The 13,564-nt window shown below is 68.3% G+C and carries 11 protein-coding genes; 5 read left to right on the top strand and 6 right to left on the bottom strand.

Features of this window, described 5'->3' with window-relative positions; genetic code table 11:
* Positions 1 to 67: 67 nt before the first annotated feature.
* The 3 genes from yghX to H7H34_RS16655 all read right to left on the bottom strand — a co-directional run bounded on the left by yghX (position 68) and on the right by H7H34_RS16655 (position 3,622).
* Complete coding sequence (gene yghX / locus H7H34_RS16665; RefSeq protein ID WP_185925835.1) at positions 68 to 988, bottom strand: YghX family hydrolase; 921 nt, start codon at positions 986 to 988, stop codon at positions 68 to 70.
* A gap of 160 nt (positions 989 to 1,148) precedes the next feature.
* Entirely contained in the window at positions 1,149 to 1,448 is a 300-nt protein-coding gene (locus H7H34_RS16660; RefSeq protein WP_120266970.1) for a GNAT family N-acetyltransferase, read from the bottom strand.
* A 266-nt stretch (positions 1,449 to 1,714) separates the two neighbouring features.
* On the bottom strand, positions 1,715 to 3,622 hold the full coding sequence (locus H7H34_RS16655; protein ID WP_185925834.1) for a PhoX family protein: 1,908 nt from the start codon (positions 3,620 to 3,622) through the stop codon (positions 1,715 to 1,717).
* Positions 3,623 to 3,797: 175 nt separating this feature from the next.
* Here H7H34_RS16655 and H7H34_RS16650 point away from each other — a divergent pair, with 175 nt between their 5' ends.
* The 3 genes from H7H34_RS16650 to H7H34_RS16640 all read left to right on the top strand — a co-directional run bounded on the left by H7H34_RS16650 (position 3,798) and on the right by H7H34_RS16640 (position 7,768).
* Positions 3,798 to 4,673, top strand: a complete 876-nt coding sequence (locus H7H34_RS16650; protein WP_185925833.1) for a metal-dependent hydrolase — start codon at positions 3,798 to 3,800, stop codon at positions 4,671 to 4,673.
* A complete protein-coding gene (locus H7H34_RS16645) occupies positions 4,670 to 5,491 on the top strand; it encodes a class I SAM-dependent methyltransferase (protein ID WP_120266973.1) in 822 nt (273 codons plus the stop codon). The genes H7H34_RS16650 and H7H34_RS16645 overlap by 4 nt, the downstream gene beginning before the upstream one ends.
* Before the next feature lie 105 nt (positions 5,492 to 5,596).
* Entirely contained in the window at positions 5,597 to 7,768 is a 2,172-nt protein-coding gene (locus H7H34_RS16640; protein ID WP_185925832.1) for an esterase-like activity of phytase family protein, read from the top strand.
* A gap of 93 nt (positions 7,769 to 7,861) precedes the next feature.
* On the opposite strand, the gene H7H34_RS16635 is transcribed toward H7H34_RS16640, so the two are convergent.
* The 3 genes from H7H34_RS16635 to H7H34_RS16625 all read right to left on the bottom strand — a co-directional run bounded on the left by H7H34_RS16635 (position 7,862) and on the right by H7H34_RS16625 (position 10,077).
* Positions 7,862 to 8,566, bottom strand: a complete 705-nt coding sequence (locus H7H34_RS16635; RefSeq protein WP_208996589.1) for a class I SAM-dependent methyltransferase — start codon at positions 8,564 to 8,566, stop codon at positions 7,862 to 7,864.
* Positions 8,566 to 9,750 carry a tRNA 2-thiouridine(34) synthase MnmA gene (gene mnmA / locus H7H34_RS16630; protein ID WP_185926577.1) on the bottom strand — a complete coding sequence of 395 codons (1,185 nt, stop codon included), beginning with the start codon at positions 9,748 to 9,750 and terminating at the stop codon, positions 8,566 to 8,568. The genes H7H34_RS16635 and mnmA overlap by 1 nt, the downstream gene beginning before the upstream one ends.
* Before the next feature lie 123 nt (positions 9,751 to 9,873).
* On the bottom strand, positions 9,874 to 10,077 hold the full coding sequence (locus tag H7H34_RS16625; RefSeq protein ID WP_158592598.1) for a hypothetical protein: 204 nt from the start codon (positions 10,075 to 10,077) through the stop codon (positions 9,874 to 9,876).
* 76 nt (positions 10,078 to 10,153) lie between these two features.
* On the opposite strand from H7H34_RS16625, the gene H7H34_RS23760 reads away from it, so the two are divergent.
* Entirely contained in the window at positions 10,154 to 12,730 is a 2,577-nt protein-coding gene (locus H7H34_RS23760) for a flagellar hook-length control protein FliK (RefSeq protein WP_185925831.1), read from the top strand.
* Between the two features lie 59 nt (positions 12,731 to 12,789).
* A complete protein-coding gene (locus H7H34_RS16615; protein WP_120266977.1) occupies positions 12,790 to 13,455 on the top strand; it encodes a flagellar hook assembly protein FlgD in 666 nt (221 codons plus the stop codon).
* Positions 13,456 to 13,564: the final 109 nt, after the last annotated feature.

Genomic DNA, 13,564 nt, shown 5'->3' with positions numbered 1-13,564 from the left:
GGCGGCGCCCTTCTCCCGGGCCCATTCCGGCCAGCGGGCGGGGCGATGCTCCGCCCGCTTTTTCTTTTCAGATCAGGTGCTTGCGGAAGAAGGCGATGGTGCGCTCTTCCGCGAGCTTCGCCGCGGTCTCGTCGTAGCGCGGCGTCGTGTCGTTGTGGAAGCCGTGGTTGGCGCCGGGATAGAAGTGCACCTCGTAGCTCTTGCCGTGCTGCTGCAGGGCCGCCTCATACGCGGGCCAGCCGGTGTTGATGCGCTCGTCGAGGCCGGCATAGTGGAGCTGCAGCGGTGCCTCGATCGACGATACGCCGTCAATCGGCGCCTGGCGGCCGTAGAAGGCGACGCCCGCGCTCAGTTCCGGATAGGCGACCGCCAGCGCGTTGACCACGCCGCCGCCATAGCAGAAGCCGATGGCGCCGACGTTGCCGGTGCTGTCGTCGCGGGCGGCCAGATGCTCGAAACCGGCGAAGAAATCGTTCAGCAGCTTGGTCGCATCGACCGTGCGCTGCAGCTCGCGGCCGCGATCATCGTCTCCCGGGTAGCCGCCGACCGAGCTCAGCCCGTCGGGCGCCAGTGCCATGAAGCCGGCCTTGGCCATGCGCCGGGCGACGTCCTCGATATACGGGTTGAGGCCGCGGTTCTCGTGGATCACCAGCACCGCCGGCAGCTTGCCGGTGATGCCGGCCGGGCGCACCAGGTAGGCGTCGACGGAGCCATGGCCGTTCGGAGAAGGGTAGGCGATTCGGGAGGTCTGGATCGCGGGATCGTCCGGGGCGACCTGCCGGGCGAGCGCGTAGTCGGGCGAAAGCTGGCGTAGCAGCGCCAGCGCGGTGACGCCGCCGACGGCGAACTTTGCGGCGCGGTCGAGAAATTCGCGGCGATCGATCCGGCCGTGAGCGTAGAAATCGTAGAGCTCCAGCAGCTCTTGCGGAAAGTCCTTCGCGGTCTTCCGCCGGGCAGGCGCGCCGTCGATCCCAGACAAGTCGTCCATCGGTTCTCCTCCGTCGCGCGAGGCTCCGTCCAGCGCCGCCGACTCCCGTGATGTGGTGAGACTGCAGACTATGACATGGAGTTCGACGGAAAAAAGCTCCTTTCCATCGGTGTTTTCGACGGAGTGCCCGGGATGAGGGTCGGTGAGGCTGTCGGGACAGTCAGACGTTGAAGGCGTCCGCCCACTCGGGGTGCTTCTTGCGCTGGGCGTTGACGAAGGGGCAGAGCGGCATGATGCGAAAGCCCTTTTCGCGCGCGTCGGCAACCAGACGCTCGACCATGGCAAGACCGATGCCGGTGCCGCGCATGGTCTCCGGCACGCCGGTATGGTCGGCGATGACCAGCGTGTCGCTGGCGACCGAGAAGGTGAGTTCGGCCTCGCCCTCGCGGCCCTCGACACGGGCGACGTAGCGTCCCTTGCTGCCGGACTGCTCGAGCTCGATGGTGATCGCGTCGGTCATCGTCTGTCTCCTGGACCGGCCCTTGTGGCCGTTTCGCGATCGCAATCCTGTCAGCTAGGAAGGCGCGGGCGCAAGCGCCGGCTCGAAATCGCCTTTCTGCACGCCTTGAGAGCGATTTTGCAAAATTTTGCGAAATTTCGAGAAACGGCGCTCCAAACGCTCTCAATCGTCTCGAAATCCGGCGCGCCGATTTCGCGGCGCGCCGGAGAATATCGCCCAGCCCCGAAACGGGGATAAGGCGGGGATAAGTGCGATCCGGGGCAGCCTCAGCCGACCGGTGCGTTGTCCGCCCGCTTCACCGCGATGATGCTCGAGCGGCCGAGCGTGCCTTCCCCATCCGGGAAGGGGGCCTTGGGATGCTGGATGCCGACGAACATGGTGCGCCGGTCGGCCGACCAGGTGAGGCCGGTCACCTCCGAACCGTTCGGGCCTGTCAGGAAGCGCTCGATGCGTCCCGTCACCGGGTCGCCAGCCAGCATCTGGTTGTTGCCCTGGCCGGCGAAGTCGCCCTCGTTGTCGTCGTCGCCGTCGGTCTGGATCCACAGAAGGCCCGTCGTGTCGAACATCATCCCGTCGGGCGAGTTGAACATGTTGCCCTCGTTGACGTTGTCCGAGCCGCCATAGGCATCCTTGTGCACGGCCGGGTTGCCGGCCATGACGAAGAGGTCCCAGGCGAAGCTGTCGGCGGCGTGGTCGTCGTTCTCGGGATACCAGCGCACGATCTGGCCGTACTGGTTCTCGGCGCGCGGGTTCGGCCCGCCGACCGGCGTCTCGTCGCCGCCGGCATTGGGCTTGACGCCCCGGCGCGTGTTGTTGGTCAGCGCGCAGTAGGCCTCGACCGCGACCGGGTTGACCGCGACCCATTCCGGCCGGTCCATCGTGGTGGCGCCGACCTTCGAGGCGGCAACGCGCGTGAAGACGGCGATCTCGGCGGCCGACATGCTGGTCGCCTCCGGCGTCAGCGCGACCCACTCGCCCTTTCCGTCGTCGGCAAAGCGGGCGACGGAGAGCGTGCCCTCGTCCAGCAGCGCCGAGGTGTCGGCGCCCGGCGTGTAGAGGCCGTTCGAGACGAAGCGGTAGAGAAACTCGCCGCGCTCGTCGTCGCCCATGTAGACGACGACGCGGCCGTCGCGGGCCAGCGTCAGCGCCGCGTTCTCGTGCTTGAAACGGCCGAGGGCGGTGCGCTTGACCGGAACGGAGCCCGGGTCGGACGGGTCGATCTCGACGATGTAGCCGGCGCGGTGCGGCTCGTTCGGGTTCTTCGAGACATCGAAGCGGGCGTCGAACTTTTCGTAGGAATAGACGCTCTTGGCGCCGATGCCGTAGCGCTTGTAGTGCTCGGGCAGGGCGAAGGCCTCGTCGGTCGAGCCGAAGTAGCCGTTGAAGTTTTCCTCGCAGGTCAGGTAGGTGCCCCACGGGGTGCGGCCCGCGCCGCAATTGTTGAAGGTGCCGAGCGAGGCGGTGCCGGTCGGATCGGCCTCGGTCTTCAGAAGGTCGTGGCCGGCGGCCGGACCGGAAAGGCGCATCTCGGTGTTGTGGTCGATGCGCCGGTTGAGCGGGCTGTCGACGACGATCCGCCAGCCGGTCTCGCTTTCGGTCACTTCCATCACCGTGACGCCCTGCAGGTTCTGCAGTTTGCGCACGTCCTCGGCGCTTGCCGGCGTGCCCTTGTCGTTCTTCGGCAGGTTCAGCTTCGGATTGACGTATTCGTGGTTGACCGCGATCACCTGGCGGCCGCCGACGACGAACAGCTCCATGCCGTCGGTGTTTTCGCCGAAGACGCGGCTGGAGGTGGCGGCATCGCCGCCGGTCTCGTGGTCGAACTCGCCGGCATCGGAAAACAGCGGGTCGCCCCAGCGCGCCAGCACCTGCCAGGTGTAGCCCTCGGGCACGTGGACCGTGGCGTCGGTGGCGATCGGGATCGGCGTGAATGCGAAGCGCGAGGTCGCGGCCTCGGCCGAGACGGACGACAGCAGGCCGGTCATGCCCGTGCCGAGGCCCATGGCGGCAGCGCCCGAGCCATAGGCCAGAACGCCCAGGAAACCACGGCGGCTCAGTGCGCGCTCGACCACCTGGTCGAAGCCGGTTGCCTGCGGGCCGGGCCGGCGGGCCTCGTCGAACGCGTCGAAGGAAAAGTCCTCGAAATCGATGTCGGGCTGGGTGTCGCGATCCATGCTGGCTCTCCTGTCGCTGGCCGGAAGCGGGCCGCATCGGCGGCCTCTGGCTGGACCCTAGCGCCGGTGTGACTCATATGTGTGACGGAGGCTCGGGACGTCTTGCAAGGGCAACTCGCTCATTTTACCTTACGTCCAACACTCCATAAGGTCCGTATTAATGACGAGCGCAACCATGCCCGGTTGGGCAGGCGAGCATGACGACGACGAGATCGTGCCGCGCGACATCCGCTTCAACATCTCCAGCAATCCGGAACGCCACTGGTTCGGCGGCGACCCGATGCGCACCGCGATGTTCGACGCCTTCTCGATCTTTCTGCCCGAGGGAGAACGGTTCTTCATCCGCTCGCTGAAGCACTATGCGTCCAAGCTCGGCGACCCGGAACTGATCAAGGAAATCAACGGCTACGCGGTGCAGGAGGCGTTCCACACGCGCGAGCACGAAGACTACAACCGCACGCTGGTGAGGCTCGGCTACGACGTGGAGGCGATGGAGCGGCCGGTGAAGTCGGTGCTCGGCAGCGTCAAGGTGCCACTGCTGCGGCTGGCGGTGACCTGTGCGGTCGAGCATCTGACGGCGAACTTCTCGACCATGACGCTGCGCCACCAGAAAATCCTCTCCAGCGCGCACCCGGCCTATCGGCGCCTGTGGATGTGGCACGCGCTGGAGGAGCTGGAACACAAGGCGGTTGCGCTCGACGTCTACAAGCGGGCAGCGGCCGGCATGCCGGCCTGGAAGCGCTACGGGCTTCGCGTTTCGGCGATGAACCTCACGGCGGTCCATTTCGTGCGGATCTTCCTGCGCAACGTGCGCCTGCACGCGCAGGCCGACGGCATCCGCACCGGCTTCCGGTTCTGGTCGCGCTTCGCCTGGCTGCAGATGGTCTCGCCCGGCTATACGCGGGTCAGCCTCTGGTCCTTCCTGTGCTACTACATGCCGGGCTACGATCCGCGAAAGGTCGACGACAGCGACCTCATCCGCAAGGGGCGAGCCTGGCTCGCCAACGAGTATGCCGCCGACGGCGCGGCGCAGGAGACCCCCGCCCGATGACCAGCCGCGCCTTCGTCTACATCCTGCGTGCGGTCGAGCGCGGCGCCTTCCCGAAGAGCCGCAAATGGGCGTGGAAGCGGCTCTACAACATCCTCTCCAGAACCTGGCGCGATAGCGACTGGCGCTTCATGAACTACGGCTACATGCCGGCGGGCGACGCCTTTCCGCTGACGGCGGAGGATGAGCCGGAGCGCGCCTTCATCGGGCTCTACCATCAGGCGATGGCCGGGCTCGCAGTCGAGGGCGCGCGCGTTCTGGAAGTGGGCTCGGGCCGGGGCGGCGGAGCGCGCTACATCGCCCGCTACATGGCGCCGGCCGCGGTGACCGGCCTCGACTACTCGCCCGAGACGGTGCGGCGGGCGCGGCAGCTCAACAGCGACACGCCGAACCTTACCTTCGAGGTGGGCGATGCGGAGGCGCTGCCCTTTGCGGATGCCAGCTTCGACATCGTCGTCAACATCGAGTCCTCCCATTGCTACGCCAATGTGCCGGCCTTCGCCCGCGAAGTGGCGCGGGTGCTGGCGCCGGGCGGCTGCTTCACCTGGGCCGACATGCGTGCCTCGACGATGATCGAGGGGCTGGACCGGGATCTCGGCGCATCGGGCCTGGTGCTGGAGAGCGAAACCAATCTGTCGCCGGGCGTGGTCAGCGCGCTCGACGCGGTCAACGAGCGCAAGATGAGCCGCATCCAGAAGACCGCCATGATGCGGCGGTTCCTGAAGGAGTTTTCCGGCGCCAAGGGCTCGATCCTCTATGGCACCTTGAAGTCCGGAGCCGTCGTGTACCTTGCCCGTCGCTACCGCAAGCCTCTGGCGTAAAAGGGTTTTGGCGGCCCGCCCCGGCTGTCAAGCAGATGTCATGTCCACCCCGTAACACTGCCGGACCGGCGTAGGCGCCGCCTGCCATTTTCGGGGGAACCATCCATGAAATTCTCGGTGCTCGGCGCGCTTGCCGCCGCGCTTCTCGGCTCGACCGTCGCGGCCTCCGCCGATCCGGTGTTCAACCGGGTCGCTTCCTTCCCGGTCAACACCAATCTCCCGGCCGGCACGGACGGCAAGACCGAAACCTCGGCCGAGATCATCGCCGCGACCGCCGACGGGATGACGCTCGTCTATTCCGACAGCCCGCTGGGCGGCGTCGGCTTCATCGACATCACGGATGCGGCAGCACCGAAGCCGGCCGGTTTCGTCGGCCTCGACGGCGAGCCGACCTCGGTAGCGGTGCTGGGCGGCCAGGTCTTCGCCGGCGTCAACACCTCGAAGAGCTACACCGCGCCGTCCGGCCGGCTGGTGACGATCGACATTGCCACACGTAAGGTCGGGGCGTCCTGCGATCTGGGCGGCCAGCCCGACTCCGTCGCCCTGTCGCCCTCCGGCGACCTCGTTGCCGTCGCCATCGAGAACGAGCGCGACGAGGACCTGAACGACGGCGCGCTGCCGCAGATGCCGGCGGGCTTCCTGGTGCTGCTGCCGGTGACGGACGGGCTGCCCGACTGCGCCAATGCCCGCAAGGTCGACCTGACGGGCCTGGCTGCCATCGCCCCGGAGGATCCGGAGCCGGAGTTCGTCGACATCAACACGGCCAACGAGGTCGCGGTGACGTTGCAGGAAAACAACCACATCGTCATCGTCGATGGGGCCAGCGGCGAGATCCTCTCGCATTTCTCCGCAGGGACCGTCGATCTGGAGAATGTCGACGTCGAGGAAGAGGGGGCACTGACCTTCGACGGCACGCTGACCGGCGTTGCCCGCGAGCCCGATGCGGTGAAGTGGCTGGACGGCGAGCGGCTGGTGATCGCCAACGAGGGCGACTACGAGGGCGGCTCGCGCGGCTTCACAATTCTATCCAAGTCCGGCGAGGTGCTCCACGAGAGCGGTCTCGACTTCGAGTACCGCGTCGCGATGGCCGGTCACTATCCAGAGAAGCGTTCGGGCAACAAGGGCGCCGAGCCCGAGGGGCTGGAGGTCGACCGCTTCGGCGAGGAGACGCTGATCTTCGTGCTGTCGGAGCGCGGCTCGGCCATCGGCGTCTATCGCGATACCGGTGCGGCGCCGGACTTCGTCCAACTGCTGCCGACCGGCGTTGCGCCGGAAGGGGCGGTCGCCATTCCGGGACGCAACCTCTTCGCCGTCTCCAACGAGGCGGACCTTGTCGAGGAGACGGGCCTGCGCTCGCATGTGACGCTGTATGAGCGGGCGGAAGGCACCGCCGCCTATCCGATGATCGTGTCGCGGATGGATGATGCGGGCCGGCCGATCGGCTTCGGCGCGCTGTCCGGTCTGGCCGCGGACCCGAGCGAACCGGGCATTCTCTACGCCATCAACGACAGCGCCTACGGCATGCAGCCGACGATCTTCCGCATCGATGCAAGCGCCCATCCCGCCCGCATCACCGATGCGATCCGCGTGACGCGGGCCGGCCAGCCGGCGCAGCTGCTCGATCTGGAAGGCATCGTCGCCGACGGCAAGGGCGGGTTCTGGCTCGCCTCGGAAGGGCGCTCCGACAAGCTGGTGCCGCATGCGCTCTACCGCGTCGACGGCAAGGGCGAGATCAAGGCGCAGGTCGCCTTTCCGCCGGAACTGCTGGCGGTGGAGACCCGCTTCGGCGCTGAAGGCGTGACGCTGATCGGCGACACGCTGTGGATCGCGATCCAGCGTCCGTGGAAGGACGACCCGAAGGACACGGTGAAGCTGGTTTCCTACAACACCGCCACGAAGGAATGGGGCGCGGTGCGCTATCCGCTGGAGCGGGCGGAGACGGGCTGGGTCGGCCTGTCGGAGATCGCGCTCCACGGCGAGCACGTCTACCTCATCGAGCGGGACAACCAGATCGGCGACAATGCCCGGCTGAAGAAGCTCTACCGCGTGCCGGTCTCCGCGCTGGTGCCGGCCCCGCTCGGCGGCGAACTGCCGCTGGTTGCCAAGGAAGAGCTGCGCGACTTCATCCCGGACCTGAAGGCGACCGGCGGCTATGTGGTCGACAAGATCGAGGGCTTCACGGTCGATGCCTCGGGCACCGGCTATGCGGTCACCGACAATGACGGCGTCGACGACAGCAACGGCGAGACGCTGTTCTTCTCCACCGGCAAGATGTGACACGGCACAGGCCTGCCGCCGTCGCCCGAAAAGGCGGCGGCGGGAGCGCTCAGCGGTTGCCGATCATGGGTGCCGGTCTGATGGTGTGGCCGGTCAGGCCTGGCGGCGGAAGACCATCATCGTGAAGAGGCCGAGCGGGCCGAGGCGCTCTTCCTGGACCAGCTCCATCGAGGTGTTGTCGAGCACCGTCTCGCGGCGGAACAGCGGGTCCCAGCCGAGGGTCGAGGCGAAGCGGGCAAGGCCACGCTCGATCAGCGCCAGCAGGCCTTTGTCGGCGGCGAAATGGTTGACGATGATCACCGTGCCGCCGGGCTTCACCACCCGCTCCAGCTCCTTGAGCACGGCGGAGGGATCGGGCACCACGGTCATCACATACATGACGGTGGCGATGTCGAAGCGGGCCTCGTCGAAATCCATCTCGGAGGCGTCCATCGCCCGAAGGGTGGCGACGTTCTTCAGCTTCTTGCGGCGCACGCGCTCGCGCGCGCGCTCCAGCATCGGCTTCGACAGGTCGATGCCGGTAACGGTCAGGTTCTCCCCGTACAGCGGCAGGGACAGGCCCGTGCCGACGCCGACTTCCACCAGCTCGCCGCTCAGCCGGTTGGCCTCGCGCGCGGCGGCGCGCTGGCCGAAGACCAGCGGCGCGGTGAACACCCAGTCATAGACCGGCGCCCAGCGGGCATAGGCGCTTTCCACCGAGCCGGTGGACAGGCCGGCGACGCGGGCAAGGCCCAGGCGCTTGGCGACCCGTTCGGCAAGGCGACGCAGGCGGCTGACAGGGAAGAACTCGACACTCATTACAGGGATACCGCTGTGGCGGGCTCGGCGCGCGGGGCGGCGAGGCCGGAATTGACGGGAATGGTACGTTCGATCCAGCCCCCGCCGAGAACGCGGGCGCCATCGCCGTCGTCGTCGAAGAAGACGCAGGCCTGGCCCGGCGCCACGCCGGTATCGCCGTCGACGAGATCGATCACCGCCCGGCCCTCGACGAGGCGCAGAACGGCAGGCTTGGGCGGACGGGTGGAGCGGACCTTGGCGTGCAGCTCGATGCCTTCCGGCGGGATGTCGGAAAGGCTTCCGGGGCCGATCCAGTTGACCTCGCGCAGCACGATCTCGCGGGTGCCGAGCGCCTCGCGCGGGCCGACGACGACGCGCCGCCCCTCGGCATCGAGGCGCACCACATAGAGCGGCTCGCCGGTGGCGATGCCGATGCCGCGGCGCTGGCCGATCGTGTAGTGGATGATGCCCTGGTGGCTGCCGAGCACCCGGCCGTCGACATGGACGATCTCGCCCGGCTCGGCGGCATTGGGCTTCAGCCGTTCGATGACGTCGGCATAGCGGCCCTGCGGCACGAAGCAGATGTCCTGGCTGTCCTGCTTCTCGGCGACGGTGAGGCCGAACTCGCGGGCGAGCTCGCGCGTCTGCGGCTTGGTCAGCCCGCCGAGCGGGAAGCGCAGGAAGTCGAGCTGCTCCTGGGTGGTCGCGAAGAGGAAGTAGCTCTGGTCGCGGTCGAGATCGACCGGGCGGAACATCGCCCGGTGACCGTCGAGGAGGCGGGAGCGGACATAGTGGCCGGTGGCCAGCACGTCGGCGCCGAGCGTGCGCGCGGTCTCCAGCAGGTCGGAGAACTTGACGGTCTGGTTGCAGGCGACGCAGGGGATCGGCGTCTCGCCGGCGATGTAGCTTTCGGCGAAGCGTTCGATCACCTTCTCGCGGAACCGGTCCTCGTAATCGAGCACGTAATGCGGGATGCCGAGGCGCTCGGCGACGCGGCGGGCGTCCTGGATGTCCTGGCCGGCGCAGCAGGCACCGGCACGGTGCACCGCCTCGCCATGGTCGTAGAGCTGCAGCGTGACGCCGATGACGTCGTAGCCCTCGCGCTGCATCAGCCCGGCGACGACCGAGGAATCGACGCCGCCGGACATGGCAACGACGACGCGGGTGTCCTCCGGTCGCTTCGGGATGTCGAGACTGTTGAGCATGAATGTCACCTTGCGGTCCTGTCGGAATGCGGGCCGGCGGCCGCTGCGCGGCGGCTTCGGGGCTCTGCGCGGACGGTGCTGGAGGACGCGCGTGAGGTCACTGTATCTGGCGGCCCGCTTCTGTTACCCGCGACTATAGCGGATCACCCGGTCAATGGGAAAGGGGACGCCGACGCGCGACAGGGCGCTTTTCACCCATTGAGCCCGGCAAAGCTTGCCATACCCGGCAAACTTTACCCGGCATGTGAGGCGCATGCGGCGATTCCGCAAGAGGTCGTTCACCGAAAAAGCGAGCATTTCCGCGCGTTTTTCGATCTGGCCCGGCATTTGCTCTCCTTCCTTGCGAAAGATGGCGCGAGGCAGACATTCCGATGCCCGTGCCGAGAGTGTGGCGGAGAAACGCGTGAACCTCGCAGGCCATATCCCGATGATCGCGACAGGCGTCATGGCGGCTGCCCGCACCGGCCTTGCCGGTGGCGGCGACAGCCCGGCCGGTGCGTCCGGCGCCATGTCGGCATTCGCGGCCCTGCTGGGCGCGGTGCCCGGCGGCGCGGCAGCGCAGGGAACCGTGCAGGCGGCGGGCACGGCGGTCGCCGGCATCGCCAACGGCTTCGTGCGCCTTGCCTCGGGCTCGGTGCCGGTTTCGGCCGGGCGGGAGATCCAGGCCGCGACCGCGACCCGGGTCGAGCTCGGCGAGACGGGCAGCGCCCTGCCGCTGGACTTTCTTCAAGGCCTGATGGCCGGAACGGGCCGGGACCTGCCGGCCGAGCTTGCCGCAGGCGGCGAGGTGACTTTCCCGCTCGTGATCGGCGAGACCGCACCTGGCGACATCGGTGCGGGTGATCCCGAGGGCGGCCAGATCGAAGCAGGGGCAGGCGATAGCGATCCGGCTGCGGCCGGTCGGGGCAAGGCCGACGGCGCCACCGGGATCGCCGGCATTCTCTCTGGACTGATCGCGCAGAACGGCAAGGCGGCGGAGGTGCTGCCGACGACGCCGGCCGGCGCCAGGCAGGACGCATCGGCCGCCGTCATTGGTGCGGTGACGGCGCCGTCGCCGGAGGGCGAGACGGCTGGCGGAACGTCTGTGCCGGGGAGCGCGGCCGTGACCGGGCTTGCGGGCGAGGCCGCCGGTGAGGTGGACAATGCTGCCGCGATCTCGCTGGCTGCGAAAGCTGCCGGCGCTGCCAGCGATCTGGAGCGCGCCGCCGGAATTGGCAACAAGGCCGGCGATGGCGAGGCTGCGGGTACGATCACCACGGGCGGCGGGACGACAGCTGGGACCGGGGCCGAGACCGAGGCGACGACCAGCGAAGGCGAGGGCGATGCCGCTGCGGAAGCGCTGAGGCTGGCCATGGCCGCCAAGCGCGGCGGCGAGACGATCGCCACCAGCGCGCCGACGCCGCAGCCGGTTGCCGGTCAGCAGACGGCGGGTGAAACGACGACGGCGCGCGAGACGCAAGCCGGGCCGGCGACGATTGCGGCCGGCCTTGCCGCCGGCACGGATGGAGATGCGGAAGGCGAGACGGCGGCAGCTCCGCAGTCCGGCGCCGCAACGACGGGCGGCAGTGGCGCCGCCGAGGCTGGGGCTTCGGTGCAGGCCGACAAGGATCAGGCGACAGGCCGCACAGGCCAGGTGACGGCGAGCCAGGTGCAGGCGGATGTGGCCCGGATGAGGCGCGAGCAGGCCCTGGCCCAGGCTTCGCCGGTACGTGCATCCGCACCGGCAGTGCCGAGCGCATCGGCAGTGGCCGCCGAGGTCGCTGTTGCATCTGCGCCGGCAGCTTCTCCGCAGGTCGCAGTCACGGCGTCGACGGCGGCAGGTGCCGCCGGTCAGGCCTCGGACGAGGCGACGGTTTCCGCCGCGACCAATGACCAGTCTTCGGCCGGCGCGGCGAGCGCCCGGCAGGCCGGCGAGCAGGCCAAGCCGGAAGGCGTCACCATCAGCGTCAGCGAGGCGGCGGCACGGGCAGCGGGCGCAGCTGTTGCCGCCCGCGCGGCGGTGAGCGGCGGCGCGGACCAGAATAACGGGATGCCGGCCGATGCGAAGGCGTCGGTAACGGTCGACAACGGCGATGCCGCCGGCGCGGCAAAGGCCGAGACATCCGCAACGCGGCCGCAGACGGCTGCAGCCCAGGCGCAGATGCCGGCCGTGGAAGCTGCCGCAGCTGCGGCCCTGCCGCGCGGGACGGCTTCGGCCGAGGCGCGCAACATGGCGATCGGCGAGGTGGAGAGCCTTGCGGCGGCCGACCTCAGCGCCAGCCTTTCGGATGGCGGCGATGGCGACGGCGACACGCCGGTGCCGGGCGCCAAGCCGCAGGCCCAGGCAACGCAGGGCACCGCCGCCGCCGACATGCAGCGGCCGGGCGTGAGCGCTGCCGCGCTCGCCTTCGCCGCGGCCATGTCCGACCGGCCGGGCGATACCGCCGGCAACGAAGCGTCGCTGGACGGCAGCTTCGATGGACGCATAGAGATCGGCCGTGCCGAGGCGCAGGCCCATGTTTCAACCGCCGCCTTGCGCGGATCGACGGCGGCGCTGCCACAGAATGTGGCAGTGGCAAGCGCTCATCTGGCGGCGGAAGTCGCCAGGTTTGCCCAGAAGGGGCAAACGCGCTTCCAGATCCGTATGGACCCGCCGGAACTCGGCCGGGTGGACGTTGAACTGAAAGTCTCGCGCGACGGCACGGTGAAGGCACACCTTTCCGTGGAGCGGAGCGAGACGCTGGACATGTTCCTGCGCGACCAGCGCGGGCTGGAACGGGCACTCGATGCCGCCGGCCTCAAGCTGGAGAGCGGAGGACTGGAAATGTCGCTGAAAAACCAGAATGGTTTCGCCGGGTTCGACCAGGGCGAGGGCGGTCAAGGCCGCTTCGCCTCGGGAGAAAGCGGCGGCCTCCAGAAGGAGGACGGCGACACGCTGCCGAGTGCGGCAGCGCGGGCTTATGTCAGCGGCGCGAGCGGCGCCCTCGACATACAGATCTGAAAACGCTCGAACGGTGGCGCCGCGGCTTAGCAGGCGGGCGGCGACAGGAGTGACACGAGATGGCGACGAGCGGCATTAGCGGAAACGGCACCAGCGGCGGGGCGACGACAACGTCCTCCTCGCTGGCGGCGCTGTCGAACAATTACGAGCTGTTCCTGTCGATCCTGACGACGCAGATCCAGAACCAGGATCCGCTCAACCCGATGGACTCGTCCAAATATACCGAGCAGCTGGTGCAGTATTCCTCGGTCGAGCAGCAGATCAAGACCAACGATCAGCTGGGTGACCTGCTGTCGGTGATGGCTGCCACGACCGCTTCCGGTTATGTCAGCTACCTGGGCACGCACGTTACCGCCGCCGGCAACACAACCAGCCTGAAGGACGGCGAGGCGGAGTGGACCTACGACACGCCGGAATCGGGCAAGGCGCGCGTGGAAGTGCGCAACAATCTCGGTGCGGTGGTGTTTTCCGAGGACGCAGAACTGTCCTACGGGCGCAATACCTACAGCTGGGACGGGCGCACGACGGCCGGATCGACGGCACCTGAAGGCGAATACACCATCTCCATCGCTCGGTATGACGCCAACAACCGGCCGACCGTGCCGGTGGCGACCGAAATTTCCGGCACCGTCGACGGGATCGAGTTCACCTCGTCCGGCGCCGTGCTGAAGATCGGCGGCGTTTACGTGTCCGCCGGCGCGGTGCTTTCGGTCAACCGGGACTGAGCCGAGTTTTCCCCTCACCGATTCTCTCTCGCCCGATTCCGGGCCGGCAGCAGATGCCGGTCCGGCGATTCCTTGCCCGTCGAAATCTTGCGAAGGGCTGAGAAATTTT

Source organism: Stappia sp. 28M-7, assembly GCF_014252955.1.
GTDB lineage: Bacteria > Pseudomonadota > Alphaproteobacteria > Rhizobiales > Stappiaceae > Stappia.
Note: the sequence above shows the minus strand (reverse complement) of the source record. Positions and strands in the feature narration are given on the sequence as shown.

Bases quoted from the DNA above. Each gene is read 5' to 3' on its own strand.
- yghX (WP_185925835.1), bottom strand. From the start codon at position 988: ATGGACGACTTGTCTGGGATCGACGGCGCGCCTGCCCGGCGGAAGACC.
- H7H34_RS16660 (WP_120266970.1), bottom strand. From the start codon at position 1,448: ATGACCGACGCGATCACCATCGAGCTCGAGCAGTCCGGCAGCAAGGGA.
- H7H34_RS16655 (WP_185925834.1), bottom strand. From the start codon at position 3,622: ATGGATCGCGACACCCAGCCCGACATCGATTTCGAGGACTTTTCCTTC.
- H7H34_RS16650 (WP_185925833.1), top strand. From the start codon at position 3,798: ATGCCCGGTTGGGCAGGCGAGCATGACGACGACGAGATCGTGCCGCGC.
- H7H34_RS16645 (WP_120266973.1), top strand. From the start codon at position 4,670: ATGACCAGCCGCGCCTTCGTCTACATCCTGCGTGCGGTCGAGCGCGGC.
- H7H34_RS16640 (WP_185925832.1), top strand. From the start codon at position 5,597: ATGAAATTCTCGGTGCTCGGCGCGCTTGCCGCCGCGCTTCTCGGCTCG.
- H7H34_RS16635 (WP_208996589.1), bottom strand. From the start codon at position 8,566: ATGAGTGTCGAGTTCTTCCCTGTCAGCCGCCTGCGTCGCCTTGCCGAA.
- mnmA (WP_185926577.1), bottom strand. From the start codon at position 9,750: ATGCTCAACAGTCTCGACATCCCGAAGCGACCGGAGGACACCCGCGTC.
- H7H34_RS16625 (WP_158592598.1), bottom strand. From the start codon at position 10,077: ATGCCGGGCCAGATCGAAAAACGCGCGGAAATGCTCGCTTTTTCGGTG.
- H7H34_RS16615 (WP_120266977.1), top strand. From the start codon at position 12,790: ATGGCGACGAGCGGCATTAGCGGAAACGGCACCAGCGGCGGGGCGACG.